At 61.4% G+C, this 22,314-nt stretch carries 24 protein-coding genes and 1 tRNA gene; 14 read left to right on the top strand and 11 right to left on the bottom strand.

What is annotated here, in order from left to right; genetic code table 11:
* The first annotated feature begins 34 nt into the window (after positions 1-34).
* The 6 genes from PDO_RS08430 (at position 35) to PDO_RS08405 (ending at position 4,936) form a co-directional block, all read left to right on the top strand.
* Positions 35-670, top strand: a complete 636-nt coding sequence (locus PDO_RS08430) for a TadE/TadG family type IV pilus assembly protein (protein ID WP_007600368.1) — start codon at positions 35-37, stop codon at positions 668-670.
* Positions 667-1,269 (top strand): TadE/TadG family type IV pilus assembly protein, encoded by a 603-nt coding sequence (locus PDO_RS08425; protein WP_007600365.1) that lies wholly within the window; start codon positions 667-669, stop codon positions 1,267-1,269. The genes PDO_RS08430 and PDO_RS08425 overlap by 4 nt, the downstream gene beginning before the upstream one ends.
* A 96-nt stretch (positions 1,270-1,365) precedes the next feature.
* Positions 1,366-2,586, top strand: coding sequence for a phosphopentomutase (locus PDO_RS08420; protein ID WP_007600363.1), 1,221 nt, complete (start codon positions 1,366-1,368; stop codon positions 2,584-2,586).
* Entirely contained in the window at positions 2,583-3,551 is a 969-nt protein-coding gene (locus tag PDO_RS08415; RefSeq protein WP_007600361.1) for an adenosine deaminase, read from the top strand. The genes PDO_RS08420 and PDO_RS08415 overlap by 4 nt, the downstream gene beginning before the upstream one ends.
* 107 nt (positions 3,552-3,658) lie before the next feature.
* The gene (gene upp / locus PDO_RS08410) at positions 3,659-4,288 is read left to right on the top strand and encodes a uracil phosphoribosyltransferase (RefSeq protein ID WP_007600359.1); all 630 of its coding nucleotides are present in this window, start codon (positions 3,659-3,661) and stop codon (positions 4,286-4,288) included.
* 123 nt (positions 4,289-4,411) lie between these two features.
* Positions 4,412-4,936 (top strand): TIGR02281 family clan AA aspartic protease, encoded by a 525-nt coding sequence (locus tag PDO_RS08405; RefSeq protein ID WP_007600356.1) that lies wholly within the window; start codon positions 4,412-4,414, stop codon positions 4,934-4,936.
* A 7-nt stretch (positions 4,937-4,943) separates the two neighbouring features.
* On the opposite strand, the gene deoA is transcribed toward PDO_RS08405, so the two are convergent.
* The 10 genes from deoA to PDO_RS08355 all read right to left on the bottom strand — a co-directional run bounded on the left by deoA (position 4,944) and on the right by PDO_RS08355 (position 14,178).
* On the bottom strand, positions 4,944-6,260 hold the full coding sequence (gene deoA / locus PDO_RS08400; RefSeq protein ID WP_007600354.1) for a thymidine phosphorylase: 1,317 nt from the start codon (positions 6,258-6,260) through the stop codon (positions 4,944-4,946).
* Positions 6,261-6,264: 4 nt separating this feature from the next.
* Complete coding sequence (deoC, locus tag PDO_RS08395) at positions 6,265-7,035, bottom strand: deoxyribose-phosphate aldolase (protein WP_007600352.1); 771 nt, start codon at positions 7,033-7,035, stop codon at positions 6,265-6,267.
* On the bottom strand, positions 7,028-7,837 hold the full coding sequence (locus PDO_RS08390; protein ID WP_007600350.1) for a purine-nucleoside phosphorylase: 810 nt from the start codon (positions 7,835-7,837) through the stop codon (positions 7,028-7,030). The genes deoC and PDO_RS08390 overlap by 8 nt, the downstream gene beginning before the upstream one ends.
* On the bottom strand, positions 7,834-8,226 hold the full coding sequence (locus PDO_RS08385; protein ID WP_007600348.1) for a cytidine deaminase: 393 nt from the start codon (positions 8,224-8,226) through the stop codon (positions 7,834-7,836). The genes PDO_RS08390 and PDO_RS08385 overlap by 4 nt, the downstream gene beginning before the upstream one ends.
* Before the next feature lies 1 nt (position 8,227).
* Positions 8,228-9,199: an ABC transporter permease gene (locus PDO_RS08380; RefSeq protein ID WP_007600347.1), complete on the bottom strand. Its 972-nt coding sequence runs from the start codon at positions 9,197-9,199 to the stop codon at positions 8,228-8,230.
* Between the two features lie 10 nt (positions 9,200-9,209).
* Complete coding sequence (locus tag PDO_RS08375; RefSeq protein WP_007600346.1) at positions 9,210-10,313, bottom strand: ABC transporter permease; 1,104 nt, start codon at positions 10,311-10,313, stop codon at positions 9,210-9,212.
* A 7-nt stretch (positions 10,314-10,320) separates the two neighbouring features.
* Positions 10,321-11,841: an ABC transporter ATP-binding protein gene (locus tag PDO_RS08370; RefSeq protein WP_007600340.1), complete on the bottom strand. Its 1,521-nt coding sequence runs from the start codon at positions 11,839-11,841 to the stop codon at positions 10,321-10,323.
* A 64-nt stretch (positions 11,842-11,905) separates the two neighbouring features.
* Positions 11,906-12,898 carry a BMP family lipoprotein gene (locus tag PDO_RS08365; RefSeq protein WP_007600335.1) on the bottom strand — a complete coding sequence of 331 codons (993 nt, stop codon included), beginning with the start codon at positions 12,896-12,898 and terminating at the stop codon, positions 11,906-11,908.
* A gap of 253 nt (positions 12,899-13,151) precedes the next feature.
* On the bottom strand, positions 13,152-13,811 hold the full coding sequence (gene msrA / locus PDO_RS08360) for a peptide-methionine (S)-S-oxide reductase MsrA (protein WP_007600333.1): 660 nt from the start codon (positions 13,809-13,811) through the stop codon (positions 13,152-13,154).
* A 49-nt stretch (positions 13,812-13,860) separates the two neighbouring features.
* On the bottom strand, positions 13,861-14,178 hold the full coding sequence (locus PDO_RS08355) for a hypothetical protein (protein ID WP_007600331.1): 318 nt from the start codon (positions 14,176-14,178) through the stop codon (positions 13,861-13,863).
* Positions 14,179-14,357: 179 nt separating this feature from the next.
* Between PDO_RS08355 and PDO_RS08350 the strand changes: the two genes are divergently transcribed.
* Positions 14,358-14,447 (top strand) — tRNA-Ser (locus PDO_RS08350).
* Positions 14,448-14,528: 81 nt separating this feature from the next.
* On the opposite strand, the gene PDO_RS08345 is transcribed toward PDO_RS08350, so the two are convergent.
* Positions 14,529-14,975: a hypothetical protein gene (locus tag PDO_RS08345; RefSeq protein WP_192814359.1), complete on the bottom strand. Its 447-nt coding sequence runs from the start codon at positions 14,973-14,975 to the stop codon at positions 14,529-14,531.
* Between the two features lie 207 nt (positions 14,976-15,182).
* Between PDO_RS08345 and PDO_RS08340 the strand changes: the two genes are divergently transcribed.
* From PDO_RS08340 to PDO_RS08310, 7 genes are all read left to right on the top strand, one after another.
* Positions 15,183-17,102, top strand: coding sequence for a BTAD domain-containing putative transcriptional regulator (locus PDO_RS08340; protein ID WP_007600326.1), 1,920 nt, complete (start codon positions 15,183-15,185; stop codon positions 17,100-17,102).
* A 12-nt stretch (positions 17,103-17,114) separates the two neighbouring features.
* Entirely contained in the window at positions 17,115-17,546 is a 432-nt protein-coding gene (locus tag PDO_RS08335) for a hypothetical protein (RefSeq protein ID WP_007600324.1), read from the top strand.
* Positions 17,547-17,583: 37 nt separating this feature from the next.
* Positions 17,584-18,777 carry a YcaO-like family protein gene (locus PDO_RS08330; RefSeq protein WP_007600322.1) on the top strand — a complete coding sequence of 398 codons (1,194 nt, stop codon included), beginning with the start codon at positions 17,584-17,586 and terminating at the stop codon, positions 18,775-18,777.
* Positions 18,774-19,502, top strand: coding sequence for a TfuA-like protein (locus PDO_RS08325; protein WP_007600320.1), 729 nt, complete (start codon positions 18,774-18,776; stop codon positions 19,500-19,502). The genes PDO_RS08330 and PDO_RS08325 overlap by 4 nt, the downstream gene beginning before the upstream one ends.
* A complete protein-coding gene (locus PDO_RS08320; RefSeq protein WP_007600318.1) occupies positions 19,499-20,668 on the top strand; it encodes a hypothetical protein in 1,170 nt (389 codons plus the stop codon). Before PDO_RS08325 ends, PDO_RS08320 begins: the two co-directional genes overlap by 4 nt.
* 109 nt (positions 20,669-20,777) lie before the next feature.
* Entirely contained in the window at positions 20,778-21,203 is a 426-nt protein-coding gene (locus PDO_RS08315; RefSeq protein WP_007600316.1) for a helix-turn-helix domain-containing protein, read from the top strand.
* A gap of 46 nt (positions 21,204-21,249) precedes the next feature.
* Positions 21,250-21,564 (top strand): hypothetical protein, encoded by a 315-nt coding sequence (locus tag PDO_RS08310; protein ID WP_141649855.1) that lies wholly within the window; start codon positions 21,250-21,252, stop codon positions 21,562-21,564.
* The last annotated feature ends 750 nt before the right edge of the window (positions 21,565-22,314 follow it).

Below are 22,314 nucleotides of genomic sequence, written 5' to 3'. Positions count from 1 at the left end.
GTTTTCGGGGAAATTCCGAATTCGGATGAGGGCGATGATCGCGCAAGACCAAGACCTGCGAGCCAATGGCAAGAACCACAGGACGCGCTGGCGTCTGTGGAAGAAGCTGGCACGCTCGCGCGATGGTGCCGCCGCCATCGAGTTCGCCATCCTGTCCATTCCCTATTTCCTGATCGTCTTTGCGATCATCGAGACGTTTGTGGCCTTCACCGCCGAACAGCTGGTCACCAATGCGGTCAACACTTTGGGTCGCCAATTGCGCACCGGCGAGATCACCTACAATCTTGATCGCGACAGCGACAAGGATCGCTCGGAATTCCGTGCTGCCTTCTGCGACGAGGTCAGCATCCTGATCAGTTGTTCGGCCGAGGAAATCGCCACGCCGAGCAAGCTCTATATCGACGCGCGCACCTTTGCGACATTCGCTGCCATCCCGAACTTCATCCCGCGCATCTCCTCGGATGCCCATGCCGACATCGATCCGACCACGTTTGCCTTCACGCCGGGCGGGCCGACAACGATCAACATGCTTCGCGCCTACTATCGCTGGCAGGTGATCACCGATCTCATCCGTCCCTACATCACCAACATCCGTCCTGCGGATGGCTCGATGCCGAGCGACTTTCTGATTGTCGCAACGACTGCCTTCCAGAACGAGAATTATCCGTGAGCCAGTTGCCAACCACCGCGATCAGATTGTTGTCCGCCGCAACGGTGTTGCGGCGCCGTCTTGGCGAGCTGTGCCATGACAGGGCCGGTGTCGGCGGCGTCGAATTTGCCCTGATCGCGCCGATGCTGCTGGTTCTCTATCTCGGCGCCTTCGAGCTGACGATGGGCCTCAGCGTCGCGAAGAAGACTTCCCTTGCCAGCAGCACCGTCGCCGATCTTGTCGCGCGCCAGGAAAAGGTCACCAAGGCCGACCTTACGGCCATGAGCCACGTCGCCGAGGCAATCTTTGTCCCCTATGCATCGGACAACTTGCTGATCAAGGTCTCCGCCATCCGGATCGACGACAGCATGGCGGCTAAGGTGGCCTGGTCCTGGTCGACTGCGGGTGACACGCCCTATCCGGCCAATTCGGTGGCAACCGTGCCCGCTGGCATGCTGGTTGCCAACACCTTCCTCATTCGCAGCGAACTCAGCGTGTCGCACAAGCTGCTGATGTATCTGCCGAACTTCTCCGGCACTGAAGTCAGGGACCTGACACTGGCGCGCGAGTTCTATTTCCGCCAGCGTGTCGGTGACGGGATCGTCTGCACAGATTGCTGATAGAAGGCGCCATTTGCCAAGCCTTGGCCCAGTCGCTAATGGTTGTCCGGAAATGCTGGCAGCCATGAGGACAACCCTGCCGGCGACGGATGAGGCATGGCACGCGCATTTCTTTTTGTTCTCGATTCCTTCGGCATCGGCGGCGCGCCGGATGCGCTCAGCTATGGCGATGACGGGTCCGATACCCTTGGCCATATCGCCGAATTTTGTGCCGCCGGCGCCGGCGATCGCAAGGGCCTGCGCCATGGTCCCTTGAACCTTCCCAACATGTCGGCGCTTGGTCTTGTCACCATCGCCAAGATGGCGTCCGGCACGGCCCCGGCCGGCATGCCGATGCCCGAGCGGGTCTTCGGCCTGCATGGTGCCGCAAGCGAGGTGTCCAAGGGCAAGGACACGCCGTCTGGTCATTGGGAAATTGCCGGCACGCCTGTCATGTTCGACTGGGGTTATTTCCCCCCGGGCGACGAGGCTTTCCCCGCCGATCTCGTCGAGGCGATCTGCCGTGAGGCAAGTCTCCCCGGCATTCTCGGCAATTGCCACGCCTCCGGCACCGATGTCCTTTTCCGCTTCGGCGAGGAGCATATCCGCACCGGCAAGCCGATCTGCTACACCTCGTCCGACTCGGTCTTCCAGATTGCGGCGCATGAGACACATTTCGGTCTCGAGCGCCTGCTTGAGCTTTGCCAGATCGTGCGCAAGCTGCTCGATCCGCTCAACATCGGTCGCGTCATAGCCCGTCCCTTCGTCGGCGAAACCGCCTCGACCTTCGAACGCACCGGCAATCGCCGGGACTATTCGGTGCCGCCGCCGGAAAAGACGCTGCTCGATCGTCTCGTTTCAGCCGACCGCAAGGTGCATGCCGTCGGCAAGATTGCCGATATCTTTGCCCATCAGGGCATCAGCAGGCTGATCAAGGCCAACGGCAATGCAGCGCTGATGGATGCCACGCTGAAAGCCATGGACGAAGCTGAAGACGGCGATCTGGTCTTCACCAATTTTGTCGATTTCGACATGCTCTACGGTCATCGCCGCGATGTGCCGGGTTATGCGGCAGCGCTTGAAGCCTTCGATCGCCGCCTGCCGGAGGTACATCGCAAGCTGAAGCCCGGCGACCTTGTCCTGCTGACCGCCGACCATGGTTGCGATCCGACCTGGCGCGGCACCGACCATACCCGCGAACGCGTACCGATCATGGCCTTTGGGCCGGGCATCAAGTCGCGCAATGTCGGCATCCGCAATACCTATGCCGATATCGGCGAAACCATTGCCGCGCATCTGGGCTTGGCCCCGGGGCGCCACGGACGGAGTTTTCTGTGACCACACATCTGATCAAGGCCGAAGTGCACTGCCATATCGAGGGTGCTGCACCGCCGGCGCTGGCATTGGCCCAGGCACGCAAATATGGCGTCGATCCGGCCACCTTCATGGACGGCGACACCTATGCCTGGACCGATTTCGCCGAATTCATTCAGGCCTATGACAAGGTCGCAGCGCTTTTCCGCACCGAAGACGACTATGCCGTTCTGACCGAAAGTTACCTGTTGGAACTCGCGGCGATCAACACGATCTACAGCGAGATCATCGTCTCTCCGGACCATGGTGACCGGATCGGCCTTGGCGCCGATGCCTATCTGGCGGGCATCACCAGAGGCATTCACGAGGCCAAGGCGAAGACCGGCATCGAGGCGCGCATCATCGTCACCGGCGAGCGCCATTTCGGGCCGGAAAGCGTGATTGCCGCTGCCGAATATGCAGCCCGCAGCCACAATCCGCTGGTCACCGGCTTCAATATGGCGGGCGAGGAGCGCATGGGCCGGGTTGCCGATTATGCGCGGGCCTTCGATATCGCCCGTGATGCTGGCCTTGGCCTGACCATCCATGCCGGTGAAGTCTGCGGCGCCTTCAGCGTCACCGACGCACTCGATCTGATAAAGCCGCAGCGCATCGGCCACGGCGTCCGGGCCGTCGAGGATCCGGCGCTGATGCAGCGTCTCGCAGACACCGGCGTGGTGCTCGAGGTCTGCCCCGGCTCGAACATCGCGCTGAATGTCTATCCCGATTTCGAAAGCCACCCGCTGCGTCGCCTGCGCGACGCCGGTGTACGCGTCTGCATCAATTCCGACGATCCGCCCTTCTTCCGCACCTCGCTGGCGCGTGAATACCAGATCGCCTCCGAGATCATGGGTTTCACCGACGACGAGATCAACACCATGACCCGCACCGCAATCGAGGCCGCCTTTGTCGATGAGCACACGCGCACGGCACTTCTCGCCCGTCTGTGAGGTCGCGGCTGGGGAAGACGGCGCAAAATGAAAGCCTGCTCTTGCGGGCATTCGCTGGAATGTGAAAATAGACGGACAATCGCACAAGAAGAAAAGAAGGCTCGATCATGGACGGCGTAACAGTCATCAATCACCCCCTCGTTCAGCACAAGCTGACGATCATGCGCCGCAAGGAAACCTCCACCTCGAGCTTCCGTCGACTGCTGCGCGAAATCTCGACGCTGCTCTGCTACGAGGTCACCCGTGATCTCGAGCTGACCATGGAGACCATCGAGACGCCGCTGACCGAAATGCAGTCGCCGATCCTCGAGGGCAAGAAGCTGGTCTTCGCCTCGATCCTGCGCGCCGGCAACGGTCTTCTCGAAGGCATGCTGGAACTGGTTCCCGCCGCCCGTGTCGCTCATGTCGGCGTCTACCGCGATCACGAGACGCTGCAGGCCGTTGAATACTACTTCAAGGCCCCGGACGCTTTGTCGGAACGCCTGGTCATCGTCGTTGATCCGATGCTTGCCACTGGCAATTCCTCGATTGCCGCGATCGAAAAGCTGAAGGAGCGCGGTGCGAAGAACCTTCGTTTCCTCTGCCTACTGGCAGCGCCTGAAGGCATCAAGAACTTCCAGGAAGCGCATCCGGACGTGCCGATCTTCACCGCCTCCATCGACAGCCACCTCAATGAGAAGGGCTATATCATGCCAGGCCTCGGCGATGCCGGCGACCGCATGTACGGCACGAAGTAAAGTCTTAACCACATCTTCGAAATTGACGGCCCGTTGCCTCGCTTCGGGCCGTTTTTGCCTCTGCGCTTATTTTCCGTGAGTAAGGCGATGCTAGGATCATCCGGTTGCAATTCTGGAGCGCCGATGTTCGTCCGCACCCTGATCACCGTGTCCTTTATCGCCTTGGCTGCCAGCCAGGTGCCGGCGGTTTGGAAAATGTTCGACCAGAGCCGGATAGTGGCAGCAGACAAGGATACGGGTACGGATCGTCCAGCGGCAACACCGGCCAGCGCGTCGCCGGGCCAAACGGTGCTCAAAGCCGGGCAGGGTGGTCACTATGCCGGCAGTTTCCGGATGAACGGCAAGCAGGTCGATGGCATGATCGATACGGGCGCCTCAGCGGTCGCGATCAACGAAAGCACGGCGCGCCGGCTCGGCTTCAGCCCCGCATCGCTGGACTACAAATATCCGGTCGGCACCGCCAATGGAACGACCCAGGCTGCACATGTCGTTCTCAACCGCATCGAGATCGGCAGTATCCGTGTGCGGGATGTCGATGCGTTCGTGCTCAAGGACAAGGCTTTGTCATCGACCCTGATCGGCATGAGCTTCCTGAAGAAACTCAAGTCCTACACCGCCGATGGCGGCACCCTGCGCCTCGTCCAGTAGTCCGCGTCTATTCTGCCGAAATCCGCATGCCGATCACGGGCGAGGCGGCTGGCTTGCCGTCGCCGATCTTGTAGCAGTCTGCCACTGTCCTGGCCGCCTGTTCGGCACTCGCCTGATCATTGGCCTGCACGAAGGCGATCGGCTCGCCCTTGGAAACCATGGTTCCAAGCGGTTTGAAGCCGGAGATCCCGACGCCGTGGTCGATCGCATCGCTCGGCCGCTGGCGCCCGCCACCGAGCGTGACGACGGCAAGTCCGAGGCCCCGCGTGTCGCAGGAAGACAGATAGCCATCCCGATCGGCAAGAACCGGCACTTCCACCTTGCCGCGCGGCAGATAGTCTGTCGCCTTGTCCATGAAGTCCACCGGTCCACCGAGTTCGCTGACCATGTGGCCGAAGATCTCGGCTGCCGCGCCCGATGCCAGGACCTTACGGCAGCGCGACAGCGCCACGGCGATATCGCTCTCGACACCAGCATTGATCAGCATCTCGGCGCCGAAAGCCAGCGTGACCTCTTCCAGCCGGGTGCCGGCCTTTTGGCCTTTGAGGAATTCGACCGCGTTCAGAACCTCGATCGCATTGCCGGCGCAATCGGCCAAGGGCTCGTTCATGTCGGTGAGCAGCGCCGTAGTCTTCACGCCTGCGCCATTCGCCACCCTGACCAGTGAGCGCGCCAGCGCTTCGGCATCCTCGGGCCTCGCCATGAAGGCGCCATTGCCGAATTTTACGTCCAGCACCAGGCTTTCGAGCCCCGCTGCCAACTTCTTCGACAGGATCGAGGCGGTGATCAGCGGGATGGATTCGACCGTCGCCGTCACATCGCGGATCGCATAGAGACGCTTGTCTGCCGGTGCCAGGTCGCCGGTCTGGCCGATGATCGCGCAGCCCGCCGTGTCGACCGTGCGTCGGAAGGTTGCCGGTGAGGGCATCACGTCATAGCCCGGTATCGACTGCAGCTTGTCCAGCGTGCCGCCGGTATGGCCAAGCCCGCGGCCGGAAATCATCGGTACCGCCAGCCCGCAGGCCGCCGCGATCGGTGCCAGCATCAACGAGACATTGTCGCCCACGCCGCCGGTCGAGTGTTTGTCGGCGATTGGCTTGCCGACGCCGGCCCAAGATAGCACCTCGCCGGAATCGCGCATCGCCAGTGTCAGCGCCACGATCTCCTCCGGCGTCATGCCCTGGAAAAACACCGCCATGGCAAAGGCCGCCACCTGACCCTCCGAAATCGTCTCGTTGGAGAGGCCTTCGATGAAGCCGGTGATTTCATCCGATGTCAGTGTGCCGCCATCGCGTTTGCGGCGAATGATTTCCTGCGGCAACATTGTCTCAATACCCCGATGTGTTGGTGGCCGAACGCTCGCCGGAAAGAACGGCGATGATGTCGTCCAGCAGGCCGGATGCACCGAAACGGAAGGTCGAGGGGATCGCCCAGTCCTCGCCCAGGATCGTATCGGCCAGCCGCAGATAGAGGCTCGCATCCATCACATTGGCAATGCCGCCGGCTGGCTTGAAGCCGACCTTCTTGCGGCTGTCGCGGATCGCCTGCAGCATGATGTCTGCCGCTTCCAGGGTGGCATTGACGCCAACCTTGCCGGTCGAGGTCTTGATGAAGTCGGCGCCGGCCGCGATCGACAGGTCGGACGCCTTGCGGATGAGGTTCTTGTCCTTCAATTCCCCGGTTTCCAGGATGGTCTTCAGGATCGCCGATCCGCACGCGGCCTTCACCGCCGTCACCATGTCGGTCACCGCGTGTTCATTGCCGGCCATCAGCGCGCGGTAGGGAATGACCAGATCGATGTCGTCGGCGCCGTCGGCCACTGCGTCGCGGGTCTCGGCCAGTACATCCTCGATCTTGGCATCGCCGGCCGGGAAATTGACCACGGTGGCGATCCGGACCGGGCTGTTGGGGCCGAGCAGCGTGCGGGCCTGCATGACGAAGCGCGGCCAGATGCAGATTGCAGCTGTCGGGCCGAACGCCGTCTGTGCCCTGGCGCAGAGGCTGACGATCTGTTCCGGCGTGCAATCGTCCTTCAGGTTGGTCAGGTCGAGCAGCGACAGGGCCCGTGTCGCGACGGCGCGCAATTCGTGATTATCCAAGGTCTGTTCCTCCGCCGGCGATCATCCGCTTCAGGATGGTGGCCAGCCGTTTGCCGCCGATCGGCGCCATGTCTTTTGTCTCTTCGTGGCTCAGTTCGCCGCCGGTCATGCCGGCGCCGAAATTGGTGATCACCGATGCCGCCGCCACGCGCAGTCCGTAAAATCGCGCCAGGATCACTTCCGGAACGGTCGACATGCCCACCGCATCCGCCCCCAGAACCCGCGCCATGCGGATTTCCGCCGGCGTTTCGAAGCTTGGGCCAGAAAACCACATATAGACGCCCTGCGATAGCGGCACGCCTTCGGCCGCTGCCGCATCGCGGATCGCCTGGGCGAGGGCCGCATCATAGGCCGAGGTCATGCCGACGAAACGGTTGTCGCTCGGCTCGCCGATCAGTGGGTTGCGGCCGGAAAAATTGATATGGTCGGTGATCTGCATCACCGAACCGGGCGGCATGTCTTCGCGCAGCGAGCCAGCCGCATTGGTCAGGATCAGCGATCTGACCCCCAAACCCATCAGCGTCTCGATCGGCACCCGCATGGCACTGGCATCGCCATGTTCATAATAATGCACGCGCCCGGCCAGCATGATCACCGGTTCTTGCCCGAGGTAACCCGCAACCAGCGTTCCGGCATGGCCGGACACGGCGCTCACCGGAAAGCCGGGAAGCTCGCTATAGGGAATGCGGATCGCCTCGGTGACTTCCTCGACCAGCGAGCCGAGGCCCGAGCCGAGCACGATGGCGATACGCGGCATCAGCCCGTTCAGCCGCTCGACCAGCAGATCGACGGCGGCCTTCATCCGAGCAACTCGGTCTTGAAGCTGAACGGCAGCAACTCGTCCATGGTGATGGTCTTCTGCACGCCGACCTCGTCGCACAGATAGATCTTGGTGCCGGCGCTGGCGAATTCCGAGATCTTTTGCCGGCAGCCGCCGCAGGGCGGGCAAAGTGCCAGCTTCTCGGCGATGACCGCCATTTCGACGATCTTTTTAGCCCCGCCCATGATCATGCAGCCGATCGCCGTCGGTTCGGCACACCAGCCCTGCGGGAACGACAGGTTCTCGATATTGGCGCCGGTATAGATCCGGCCGTCATCGGCGCGGATTGCCGCGCCGACCGGGAATTTCGAATAGGGCGCATGCGCGAATTTCATCGCATCGCGTGCGGCCTCGAACAGGTCGTGAGCCATTCTAGCGCTCCTTCGTATAGGGCACGCCACCGGCCTTGGGCGGGTTGGCTGCGCCGATAAAGCCTGCAAGCAGGATGCAGGTCAGGATATAGGGCAGGGACTGGAAGATCTGTACCGGCACTTCGCCGATCAGCGGAACCTGCTTGCCCTGCATGAAGTTGGCCAGCGCATCGAGAAAGCCGAACAAAAGGCAGGCGAACATCACCGGCACCGGCTTCCACTTGGCAAAGATCAGCGCAGCGAGCGCGATAAAGCCCTTGCCGGCCGACATGTCCTTGATGAAGGCCGCCGATTGCGCGATCGCCAGATAGGTGCCGGCAAAGCCGCAGAGCAGGCCGGCGACGATGACCGCGCGGTAGCGCAGCCATGTCACCGAAATGCCGGCGGTATCGACCGCACCCGGATTTTCACCCACGGCCCGCAGTCGCAAGCCAAAACGGGTGCGGTAGAGCACCCACCACGACAGCGGCACGGCAACGAAGGCGAGATAGGTCAGGATATTGTTGCCGGAAATGACATTGGCGTAGAGCGGCCCTATGAACGGCACATCGCGAACCGCATCCGCGCCCGGCAGCTTGATCGGACCGAACCGGCCTTCAGCCGGCAGCTGCGGCGTGCGTCCACCCTGGCTGAACCAGGCCTGGCCGAGCACGACGGTCAGGCCGGCGGCGACGAAGTTGATCGCCACGCCCGAGACGATCTGGTTGCCGCGATTGGTGATCGAGGCAAAGCCGTGGATCAGCGAGAAGCCGATCGAGACGCCGACGCCCGACGCAAGGCCGATCCATGGCGAGCCGGTGACATAGGCAGCCGAGGCCGCGGCAAAGGCCGCCGCCAGCATCTTGCCTTCCAGGCCGATGTCGAAAATGCCGGAGCGTTCGGAAAACAGCCCGGCAAGGGCGGTGAAGATCAGCGGGATCGACAGGCGGATGGTCGAGCCGAGAATGCTGACGACGATATCGAAGAAATCCATCGGACGGCCCTCAACCCTTGGTGAACTGCTGATAGACCCGCACGAGCGCCGGCCTGAACATGTATTCGAGCGCGCCGGCAAACAGGACCACGAGGCCCTGGATCACGACGATCATTTCGCGGGTGATGTTTGGCATGTCGAACGACAGTTCGGCGCCGCCCTGATAGAGAACCCCGAACAGGATGGCGGCAATGATGATGCCGATCGGATGGTTACGGCCCATCAGCGAGACGGCGATACCGACAAAGCCGGCGCCACCGACAAATTCCACCTGCAGGCGTGCCGATGCGCCGAGCACCGGGTTCAGTGCCATCATCCCGGCCAGACCGCCGGAAATCAGCATCGTGATGATGACGATCTTTGTATAGGGAATGCCGGCATAGGCGGCGGCCGAACGGCTGAGGCCGAGCGTGCGCATCTCGAAGCCGAGCTTGGTCCGCCAGATCAGCACCCAGACCAGGAAACACATCACCAGCGCGATCAGGAACGACACGTTGAACGGCGCCGGTCCAAGCTTCAAGCCAAACATCGCCATCAGCCAATCGAGCTTGGGCAATTGCCCGCCTTCAAGGAAGGTCCGGCTTTCCGGTGCCATCTTGCCCGGAACGATCATGACATTGACCAGCAGATAGACCATCAACGCTGCGCCGATGAAGTTGAACATGATCGTGGTGATGACGATATGGCTACCGCGCTTGGCCTGCAGCCAGGCCGGGATCAGCGCCCAGAGACCGCCGAATGCGGCCGCACCCAGGATCGCGAACGGCATGGTGACATACCACGGCACGTAGTGGTCGAGCGCCAGCGCGACCAGAGCTGCACCCAGGCCGCCGAGATAGGCCTGGCCTTCCGAGCCGATATTGAAGAGGCCTGCGTGATAGGCGACCGCCACCGAAAGGCCGGTGAAGATGAAGTTGGTCGCATAGAACAGCGTAAAGCCGATGCCTTCGCCGCGGCCCAGCGCCCCGTTCAGCATCAGTTTCAGTGCCTCGATCGGATTTTCACCGATGATCCAGACGACAAGGCCGGAAACCAGGAATGCCAGCATCAGGTTGAGCAGCGGCAAGACGGCATAGTCGATCCATCTTGGAAGGGGAAAGGAAGCGGTACTCATGAATTCCTCACGCGGCGATGCCGGCCATCATCAGGCCGAGGGTCTGTTCTCCGGTATCCGGGGTCTTTTCCCCGACCACCTTGCCGGCAAACATCACCAGGATGCGGTCCGATAGCGAGCGTATTTCGTCAAGTTCGACCGAGACCAGCAACACGGCCTTGCCCGCGTCGCGCGTTTCGACAATGCGCTTGTGGATGAATTCGATCGCGCCGATATCGACGCCGCGCGTCGGCTGGCCGACGATCAGAAGCTTCGGATCGCGCTCGATCTCGCGCGCCACCACGATCTTCTGCTGATTGCCGCCGGAGAAATTGGCGGTCTTCAGCCGTGGGTTCGGCGGGCGAATATCGTATTTCTCGATATCGACCGTTGCCGCCTGGCGGATCAGGTCCGGCGCCAGGAAAGGCCCCTTGCCGTATTTGTCGTCGCGGTGATAGCCGAGAATGGCGTTCTGGCTTTCCTCGAAACTGAGCACCAGACCCATGTGATGGCGATCCTCCGGAATATGGGCGACGCCGATCGAGCGAAGCTTGGCCGGATCGTAGCCGGCAACCGGTTCGCCACAGATGAAGATCTCGCCCGATGTCGGCTTGCGGATGCCGGTGATCGCTTCGAGAAGCTCGCTCTGGCCATTGCCGGCGACGCCTGCAATGCCGACGATCTCACCGGCGCGCACGTCGAACGAGACATTGTCGACCATGGTCACGCCACGACCGTCCTTGACCGTCAGGTTGCGCACCGAGAGATAGACCTCGCCCGGATTGGCGGCACCCTTGTCGACCTGCAGAAGAACACGGCGGCCGACCATCAGCTCGGCCAGCTCTTCGACCGTGGTTTCGGACGTCTTGCGCGTTGCCACGATCTCGCCGCGCCGCATGACCGACACCGTATCGGTGATCGCCATGATTTCGCGCAGCTTGTGGGTGATCAAAAGCACGGTCTTGCCCTGGTCGCGCAGCACGCCGAGGATCTTGAACAGGTGATCGGCCTCGGCCGGTGTCAGGACGCCGGTCGGCTCGTCGAGGATCAGGATTTCCGCGCCACGATACATGGCCTTGAGGATTTCCACCCGCTGCTGCAGGCCAACAGGCAGTTCTTCCACGATCGCGTCGGGATCGACCTCCAGTTCGTAGTCCTCTTCCAGCTTCTTCAGCGCCGCCCGCGCGGCATCCGTTCCCTTGGCGAGCAGCGCGCCGCCTTCGGCACCCAGCATCAGGTTTTCCAGAACGGTAAAATTCTCGACCAGCATGAAATGCTGGTGCACCATCCCGATGCCGGCAGCGATTGCCGCCTGGCTGTCCTTGATGGTCGTGGTTTCGCCGGCGATCCGGATTGTGCCCTGATCGGCCTGGTAGAAACCGTAGAGGATCGACATCAAGGTCGATTTCCCCGCACCGTTTTCGCCGATAATGCCGTGGATCGAGCCCTTGGCAACCGTAAGGTTGATATTCTTGTTGGCATGCACCGCACCGAACTTCTTGTCGATGCCGACCAGTTCGATCGCTGGTGCCTGGCTCTTCTCGTTCATTGCCTGTCCCCCAGACATGGAAAGGGCGCAAGGCGACTTTAAGCCACCTTGCGCCCGGTTCAAATCACTTCGGGCAGGAATTGTCCGACATGTAGTCGTGCACCTTGACGGTGCCGGCGATGATGTCGGCCTTCGCCTTTTCGACGGCAGCCTTCATGTCGTCGGTGATCAGCTTGGCATTGTTGTCGTCGAGAGCGTAGGCAACGCCATCTTCGGCAACGCCGAGCGACAGCAGGCCAGGCGTGAACTTGTCACCCTTGGTATCGGCAAAGGCGTTGTAGACCGCGAGGTCGACGCGCTTGACCATCGAGGTCAGGACCGAACCCGGATGCAGGTGGTTCTGGTTGGAATCGACGCCGATCGACAGCTTGCCGTTGTCGGCAGCCGTCTGCAGGACGCCGAGGCCGGTGGCGCCGGCCGCTGCGTAGACAACGTCCGCGCCCTGGTCGATCTGGTTCTTGGTCAGTTCGCCGCCGCGGACCGGGTCGTTCCAGGCAGCGCCGGTCGTGCCGGTCATGTTCTGGAACACTTCGATGTCGGCCTTGGCAGCGCGTGCGCCCTGCTCATAGCCGCATTCGAACTTGCGGATCAACGGGATGTCCATGCCGCCGACGAAGCCGACCTTGCCGGTCTTCGATGCGAGGCCTGCCAGCAGGCCGACGAGGTAGGAGCCTTCATGTTCCTTGTAGACGACCGAGCGCACGTTCGGCAGTTCGACGACGCTGTCGACGATGACGAATTTGGTGTCTGGGAATTCAGCGGCAACCTTCTCGACAGCAGAGGTCCAGGCGAAGGAAACGGCAACCACCGGGTTGAAGCCCTTGGAGGCAAAATTGCGGATCGCCTGCTCGCCCTGGGTATCGCCAGTCGGCTCGAAATCGCGATAGTCGACGCCGGTTTCGGCCTTGAACTTTTCGGCGCCGGCAAAGGCAGCTTCATTGAACGACTTGTCGAATTTGCCGCCCGTACCATAGACGAGCGCCGGCTTGATGTCGGCCGCAAGCGCGGTCGCCGACATCGCGGCCAAGGCAAAGAGACTCAAGAGGGTTTTTTTCATTGTGCAGCCCTGTTGTTGCTATTGATCTTGTTGGGTCCTCCCGCAAGCCTCCTGAAAAGAAGACATGTCTGCGGAACCGCCACCCCCTTTTCCAGAGGCTCTGGCTGGCGCGCATCCTTGCATGGCTCTGACAAAAATTCACCAGATTTTTTTCATCTGGTAAAGATTCACAGAGTTGCTGAATTTTCAGCGTCTGGCGCTGAAAATTCAGTCAGATCAATGGGGTTTGTGCTGCCGCTTTGGGCAATTCACGTCAGGCGGCGGGTGTGATCGGGCAGGACACGCCTGTGCCGCGCAGAGCGCAATAGCCGTTCGGATTCTTCGCCAGATACTGCTGGTGATAATCCTCGGCATAGTAGAACGGACCGGCCACCGCGATTTCGGTGGTGACCCGGCTGCTGTGCCCGGCTTTCGTCAGCGCCTCCTGGAAGCGGTCGCGCACCTTTAGCGCCAGCGCCATGTCCGCCTCGTCTTCAACATAGACCGCCGAGCGGTAAGTGCTGCCGATATCGTTGCCCTGGCGCATGCCCTGGGTCGGATCATGCGCTTCAAAGAAGATCTTCAAAAGCGCTTCCAGCGTGATTTGCGCCGGATCGAAGACCACTTTCACCACTTCCGTGTGGCCGGTCAGCCCTGTGACGGTTTCCTGATAGGTCGGATTGGGCGTGATCCCACCCTGGTAGCCGGCGGCCGTGACCTGCACGCCCGGTGTCTGCCAGAGCAGCCGCTCGGCGCCCCAGAAACAGCCCATGCCGAGATAGACGGTTTTGCTGCCTTCGGGGTAAGGCCCCTTCAGCGCTGCGCCGGAGATGAAATGTGTCGCGGCCGTCGGGATTGCCTCAGCGCGTCCCGGCAGGGCCGTCTCCGTGGTGGGCATGACCGTCTTCTTGTTGAACATGTCGATCAGAAACATCGTGGCCTCCAATGGCCGGCGTTTCCGGCCTCTCTATATGTAACGCGATTCAGGCAGCGAAGCGTCCGGCCGGCGACGGTTTCTTGTAACCGATCATCCAGAACAGAAGCGATAGCGCCAGCAGGGCGGCAAACGCCGGTTGCGGCAGAACCAGACCGGCAAATGCCGTCGATGCGGCCGAGCCGAGCTGGCTTTCGATCAAGCCCTGCAAGGCTGAAAGGCTGGAGGGACTGAGATCCATCCACGCCGCCTCCACCGGGGTCAGGGAAATCTGCGAGGCCGAAACCGAAGCAATGGAATCAACGCTGCCGGCGATCACGCCGAGGCACAGCGCCAGGAAACTCAACACTCTGAAGATAAGCCGCACCACGAACTCCCCGGCCTTGGCAGAAGGTCGGGCTCTGCGCCCGCCGCCCTTCGGACCCTATAGATAGGTATTTGATCGCAGAAGTCAAAAAACTGTCAGATTTAGGTTGATCCGCTGAAATTCATCGGTATATATCGCGCCGTTCCAACGATTTGCGTCTGACGATGCAGGCCGACAAAGGACAGGTGGCCGAGTGGTTTAAGGCGCACGCCTGGAACGCGTGTGTGCGTGAAAGCGTACCGTGGGTTCGAATCCCACCCTGTCCGCCATCATTGGCCTAGCCAATTGTTCCCACTAGCATAATTTCCACAACGCAACTTGGTTGGCGACCAAATTCGGTGCAATGACGATTATCCGGCGGAAAGCCGTTTGATGGCGTGCCGGAAGGACAGCTTGGATTTGGCGTTCGGTCCGTCGCATGTATAGCGGCCCTTTTCATCATTGTAGGCGTAGCGGATCTTCGAACCGTTGCACTCGACCAGCAGAACGCGGTGGTTGGCCTCGACGTCGTTCAGCACTTCGAGCTCCTGTCCCCAGAGCCAGCCGGCATAGGAAGTGCCTGTGTTCGACCGCAGGACGACTTCGAAGAAATGCCCGCCACCGGCTTCGCGCATCTGGAAGATCAGGTCGAGATTGTCCTCGTCGCCTTCATCGAAGGCGCCGGCCGACAGTCGCAGTGCGGCAATCCTGGCGTCTGCCAAAGCCCCGATCGGATAGAATGGCTTTCCATCGAACCACATGAATTCAGTCACCGCGTAGCCAACGTCGTCGGCGCGCTGATAGGGTTCAGAATGCAATGTAAATGTCATATAAGTACGATTAAATATTAAATTGTTTGTCATTTCCTCTTTTACCGAACTGCTCCGCTGTTCCGGCTCCTTTGCTCTCCTTCTTTGCAAAAACGTTATTGCAGATGGTGTCACATCAACGTCAAAGGGAAGGCGAAAACACTTTCAATTTCTCATTGGTCATTGTTAGATACGCAAATCATTGTGGGGTGACACGTGTTTGGGGACACAGAACACATAGCGATTCGGCTTTTCGGCGTGCCACGGTTCGAGGTGGGGAAACAGGCGTTTTTCCCGGCCAAGGGTTTTGTTCTGATCGCCGCGATCCTGCTCTCTCCGGGACAGATTCTGACGCGCCAGGCCGCGGCCTCCCTGCTGTGGGAGGATGTCGAGCAGAAGCGCGCAATGGGCAATCTGCGCCAGCTGCTGTCCCGGCTGCAGTCGTTCGCCTCCGAAGAAGATCCCCTGATCGTCATGTCTGCCACGGCCTTGACCGCAGGCCCGATGGCCAGCCGCTCCGATCTGGCGCTTTTCCTGTCCGCGGTTCAGTCCGACGATATTGCTGTCCGCACCCGAGGCCTCCTCGCGGTCGAAGGTGAATTGCTGCACGGCGCAGACACCGGCCAGGAGCAGTTCCATCTGTGGCTGCTGAGCGAGCGCAATCGGATGAAGGATCTGTTCTTCGGTTCGCTCGGCCAGTTGCTGGAGGATACGACGCGCTTCGGCGGCCGGACGGCGGCGCAGATCCCGGCGCTTGCCGATTGCGCCTTGCGACTTGAGGAAGATCGGGAGGAAACCTACCGGATGGTGATTGCCGCCTACGCTCGGGCCGGTGATCTCGCGGCCGGAGAACGGATCTACGACAGGCTTGTCCGCCAGTTGCGCATCGAGGGCAGGGGACCGGAGCCGGCAACGCTGGCGCTGCGCCGCCGCGTCCAGGGTTATGCCGCAAGCCATGGCGAAAAGGACAGTCCCGCGCCGATCCGTGCAACGGGCAAGCGGCCGCGCGTCGCCTTCATCCGGCCCGCGAGGATCGATGGCGCCTCGGCCGGCTCGATCGTCCAGGCCTTTGTCGAGGACATTGCCAACAGTCTGGTACGGTTTCGCACCTTTGCCGTTCTGTCGCCCCACAGCAGCTTTGCCGCCGGCAGTCGGTCGGATGACAGCTACGGCGCCCTGCGCGCGGACTACCGCGTCGAGGCCACCGTTTTCGACCAGATGCGCGTGTCGTTCGCCCTGATTGAGGAGGAAACCGGCGAGATCAAATGGGCGCTGGAAGTGGTGCTCAACGACAGGCAGCTCCATGCCGCCTTCCGCCTCTTGTCGAAGCAGGTTGCCGCTGCCCTTGCCGAACAGATCGAACGCCTGCAGATGGAGCCGACGCGGCTGCATGACGCCGGCGCTTATCACCACCTTTTATCCGGCCAGCAGATGCTCAGTGGCAAATGCGATCTGCCGCTCCTTCGCCGTTCCCGCGCCGAATTCCGCAAGGCCGCCGATCTCGACCCGGGCATGTCGGTTGCCCGTGCCCGCATTGCCCAGACCCTGCAGCTCGAGTGGCTGATGCTGGGCGGCAACGATCCGCATCTGCTGCACCGTGCCAAGGCCGAGGCCGAAGCCTCGGTCGAGAGTGATCCTGCCTTGGGGATCGGGCACTGGATGTCCGCCGTCGTGGCACTCTACCAGCGCGATTTCGAGACGTCGGCGCAAAAGTTCTTCGAAGCGGAGGCTCTGGCGCCCAATTCGGCCGATCTGCTTCTGCAGCATGCCGATGCGCTGGCGCATTTCGGCGAGCTCAGCCTTGCCTGGGAGCGCTTCCAGCAGGCGATCGATCTCAACCCGTTTGCACCGGACATCTATTGGTGGGCCGGGGCGAGCATCGCGCTCAAGCGCGAGGAATATCAGACGGCCTTGCAGCTGTGTGGCAACATGGAAGACGACGAGCCGGCGCTGAGGGTGCTCACGGCAAGCCACGCCCTGAGCGGAAATCTGCTCGCGGCCAGGGAAACAGCGCGTCGTCTTCAGGAAAATTATCCGGGCATGACCGCCCGGGAAATCAGTGGTTTGTCGCCGGATCGCAATCCGGCGGCGAATGAGAAGCTTTTTCAGGCATTTCGATTGGCGGGTATCAAATAGGGGATAATGACTATGGCTGGTTCTCAGTTTTACGTGATTGGAAAGAAGGGTTTTGGTGTGCTGTTCCTGCGGACGGCGCCCTTGCGGGTTGCTTCGGTGGCGCATGACGTCATCGTCGCCTATGAGGCAAGCCATCCCGGCGTTGACGGCTATGCGCGCATTGCCGCCGCGGCGAAAGCGATGATGGCCGGCCAGGACGGCCAGTCGGATACGGCGCTCGACCAGATCCAGATCCAGGGCATCGAGGCCCTGATCGCCGGAGGAGCGTCTGTCTCCGAAGCCGATTTCGCCCTTGTCGGCGAGGTGGTCGATACCAGCTGGGATTTCAACCGCGTCATCCAGATGCCGATCGAAAGCCCGCTGCACGCCGTCGGCCCGAGCGGCTCGGTTACCGGCACGCTGTTCGAAGCGATCCTTTCGGATAAGCCGAACTCCGCTCCCTGAGCGCTCGTCCCTGAGCACTCGCGCAGATACGCCGCCGATGGGCGCACTATCCGCAGATCGCGGCCGGCAGGATACTGCCGGCTTCGCGGCACTCGATCCCGTTGCCCTGCGGCGTTTCGGCATCACCCGCCTCGGGGATCTCACGGATCTCGATATCATCGGCGTGCCTGTCTGGTTTGCCGCAAGGCCGAACTCTCGCGGCCTTGCCGTATCGCAGGGAAAAGGTCTCAACCAGGAGCAGGCGCAGATCTCGGCGGTCATGGAGGCCATAGAGGGGGGCGTCGCCGAGGACACGCAGAGACATGTCCGCGAATACGGATCAGTACGGTCTCTGGCCAGCCGAGGTCTTTCCGTCGTGCCGCTCGACGATCTGGCCCGGGTTGATTGGCAAAACCTTGATCCGGACCGCGAACGGGCCTGGGTGCAGGGATATTCCGTCCGCGATCAGCACACGGTGTTTGCCCCTTACGAACTGGTCGGCATGGACTACCGCATGGATTTCCCCTGGGATCGCCAGGCCTTCCACATGAGTTCTCAAGGCCTGGCGGCGGGTTTCGACTTTGACCGGACAGTCCTGCATGGCCTACTGGAACTGGTAGAAAACGACGCCTGCTTCCTCGTCGATGCCCTTGCCACACGGTCGCTTGGCCTTCGTCCGGTGGCGTTTCCATCCGGCCTGTGTCCCGCCCTCGACCAGTTGGTCGCCAGGGTCGAGGCGGCAGGTCTTTCGGCGCGGTTCTTCGATCTGACCAGTTCGAACGGCATACCGGTGATCATGGCCAGCCTGCCGCGTTCCGTCGCCGGGCAGGAAGGGCCGGGCATGCGCGTTGTCGCGGGCGTTGCCTGCCGCCTCGACCGCGGCGAGGCCGCCATTGCCGCCCTGCTGGAAGCGGTCCAGTCCCGCCTGACGGATATCAGCGGTGCACGCGATGACCTGACCCCGCAGCGTTATGTCGGAGATCGGAACGTGCCCGAGAAACGCCTGGCAAGCGACCTTTCAGGCACGGAGTTACTTCCGCTTGACCTTTCTAGCCACGATCAGGCTGGTGCCGTATGGCAAAGGCTCGCCCATCATCTGTTTGCCAGGGGTGTCGAGGACATCTACATCTTCCCGCTCGATACAGCCGCTCCCGAGATCCGGGTCGTGCGCGTGCTGGCCAGGGGGCTTTCCGCCGCCGGTGCCAGTTTGAACCGGCTTTCCGCCGGTGCCCTAGATGGTTTTCTCGGATGAAGGGGCAGGCGAAACAGACCGTCGTGTTCGCGGGTCCCTCAATCCACGGGCTGGATCGCGCGCCGTTTTCCGCGATGACGTTCAAACCGCCGGCCGCAGCCGGCGATGTGCTGGCTGCTGTCAGATCCGGTGCCCGCATCATCGGCCTCATCGATGGTCTCTATGGCGATTGTGCCGCCGTCTGGCACAAGGAACTTCTGTATGCCCTGTCGCGTGGGATAATCGTGATCGGGGCCGCAAGCATGGGTGCCTTGAGAGCGGTGGAATGCGAAATGTTCGGCATGCTCGGCCTCGGGCAGGTCTTCGAACAATACCGTCTCGGCACTCGCGTTTCCGACGCGGATGTTGCTCTGAGCCATGGTCCGGCCGAACTGGATTTCTGCCCGCTGACGGTTTCGCTCGTCGATGCCGAAGCGACCATTGAGGGGCTGCGTGACACGCTTGACCAGACGCAGTGCCAACGCTTGATCGCCGCTGCCCGGTCCGTGCATTTTTCCCGGCGAACCTGGAAGGCGGTGGTCGCCCTTGCAGGCTATGATGCGGATATCGCCTCGACATGCGCCCGCAATATGGTTTCGGTCAAGAAGGCCGATGCGCTGCTGCTTCTGCAGATGGTGCAAGACGGCGGCATGCCCGGCGCCGCACCGCCCGAATGGACGTTTCAGGAGACTGTCTTTTTCCGCAACCTGCTGGCCTGCCAGGAGCCGGGAGATGAGACCGCATGACGGCCCCGATCCCCCCTGCGGTCGCCACGCACATCCCGGTCGCGGCCCCGGCGCTTGTTGCCGATTGCGGCGGCCTCATCGGCCAGATCGCACTGGCTGTCCCGACCGCCTTCTTCCAGTCGGCCGATGTCTTCGGCGGATGCCGCCCCCTTGTTCCCATCGGCAACCTGATCAGGGCCTTTCCGGCAGAGCTCGAGGTTTGCCTGCTGGTCGACGACACGGCTGTGCGGTTGGCGAACAACTGGATCGCGAGTCTCGATTCGCTTTGTTCGCTGCGGCTCGCCGTGCTCGACAGCAGCGCCGGCGTTGTGCCCGGTCCGTGGATCCAGGATATGTTTCATGTGCGTACTGCTTCCGCCCGACACACTGGCTTTGACCATGCATGCGATATGCAGTTCGTCCTTGTGCCGGGAAACCCGGTGGGCCGCTGCCTTGCGGACTTCCTCGCCGTTGCCGTTGCCGAACTATCCCTGGACTTGCCTGGCGGCAATCAGCTTGTAGGGGGGGATTTCCGGCTGATCGGCCATTCAGACCTGCAGCGGGCAAGTCCAGTGGATACTTCGTCTTGCAATCCGCTTCGCATGCTCGACCCGCGTCCCGTCTCGGTGTTCGGCTATCGGTTGCACAGCGGACCCGCATCGGCCGATACCGCTTTCAGCCGGCTGCACCAATACGGCTTTCATGTCGATCAGTTCGTTTCCCTGACCGGGCTGCACCAGGAGGGACGTCCGCTGCTGCTGGTCGGCGAACCGCATCTTGCCGAGCAAGGCAGCATTCTCGTCGACAATGCGCGCATGCTGCTGGATGCTTCGGTGGCCCTGCTGGTCGAACAGGGCTTCGCCGTGATCCGCAATCCGGTGCCCTTCGTCGTCGCGCCGGACAGCGGCAAGCGCCTGCCGCGGCTCTACAACAACGTCATCGTTGAAAATGCCGTTCGCGAAGGCCGGTCGAAGCCGATGGTCTGGCTGCCGCAGTTCGCCGATGCCGAGCCTCTGGCCAATGATGATGCGCGGAATTGTATGCTCTGGGAAGAGCTTGGCTTCGACGTCGTTCCCGTGCCGGGCTGGAGCCATCTTGCCAGCCGAAACGGCGCCCTTCGCTGCGCTTCGAAGGTTCTGAAGCGCATCATGGATCAAGATCCGTGCAAGCTTAATTTTCACGGATAGAAATAAATTAGCATCGGCTTCTTCATCGACAGATTGTGCTTTCTTCGGAGGCGCGACGAATATATGCTATTGCCAATGTGTTCGACTGAGCCGCCTCTGGGGAAAATAAATGTCAATCAAAAGCGCCAATCCAATCGACATTCAAGTCGGCTTGCAAATCAAACTTCGCCGCAAAACCATCGGTGTCAGTCAGTCTTTGCTGGCAGACAAGCTGGGGATCACCTTCCAGCAGGTGCAGAAGTATGAGAAGGGCGTCAACCGTGTGGGTGCGTCCCGGCTGCAGGCGATTGCCGGCGTTCTGGGCGTCTCGGTGGAGCATTTTTTCCATTCTGTCGATAGTTCCGATTCCGCGTTGAAATCGCGACCCAGCGACGAAGCACAGGCCCTGCAGTCGTTCATGGCGTCGAGCGATGGCTTTGCCTTGAACCGTGCCTTCTTCAAGATCAAGGACGAAACGGTACGCCGCCGCGTCGTAGCGCTGGTGAAGGCGCTCGCCGATGGTGCCGAAGTCACCGATCCGTCGCTTCGCGATTGAGATGGCCGGCCCTTCCTGGGTTCCCTGAATAGCGCGTGACGATGACGTGACGCTCTCTGTGGTTTCTTTCTACCTGGGCAGCGATGCTGCGTTTCGGGGAAGTAACTTGGGGGCGGACATGCAAAGATCTATGGTCACACAACAGGATGTTGAACCAGAGGAAGAAATGGCGGAGATCCTGGCCATTAGCCGGATGCTGTCGTTCGCCTGCCAGCGCGCGCGATCGATGGATCTGGGCGTCTCGACATATTTTCTCGAAATGGCGCTTATGTCGCTGATGCAGGACATGTTGAACACCGGCATGGAAGGATCGGCGAAGGAACCGTTCAGCCTTGCCAACGCCGGCGCCGGCTTTCACTGACAGCCAGTCGAAGATTGTCGACAAGCGTCTATGAATGACATCCCCATCGGCTTCAACCTCCAGTGCTGCCGGCGGGGACAGTCAGGCAAGCGGTGATGCACAAATGCGCCGCCACTTGCACTCAAATTGCAATGAAGCGGCAGGCAGCGGATCGTGCCATCGTTGCCGATCAGCAAGTCTGGCACCGTTACTGTCGGCCCTGAAAATGTGATCGAGCCCGATCGACATGATCGAAGTGCCATTGCACTTGCCAGGTCACCCGCCCACTTTTCTCAGAAACTCCCATCTTTTCCGCAGCCGCGCTTGCCGAAGCCGGATCCCTGCTGATTCCGCACCGGCTGAGTCAGAGGCTCGGCTACGGCCACGCCAGCAGGGGCCAGTCGCTGTTCGCCGCGACGATCTTCTCCCGGACACAGCCTCAAGCTGCCCCATCATCCCGCCAGACGCTGTCGCAGCATGACGGCCTGCGGATTACCCGCGGGTGGACTGCAACCTGCCTTGGGCTGTCGGACCAAGCTAAACATCACATGCCGTCTATCGCGCCAATCCGCCTGCTGCCCGTAAGCAGATCAGCTTCGGGCAAGCCCATGCCCTCATAGATTGTTCCATGTGGTGGGCTGAAGTCTTTCCATGCCTGCCGTTGCGCGCCCGGTGAAAGCCTGGTGCCGGGTTTTTGTCATGCCGTGGTGGACAGCAGGACTGACGGCGGCGGTGGCGTTGGTGGATTTTAGTTTGGATAGAATCAAAGGG

It is taken from the genome of Rhizobium sp. PDO1-076, assembly GCF_000247475.1.
Taxonomy (GTDB): domain Bacteria; phylum Pseudomonadota; class Alphaproteobacteria; order Rhizobiales; family Rhizobiaceae; genus Allorhizobium.
This window is presented reverse-complemented; position numbering and strand designations above follow the sequence as displayed.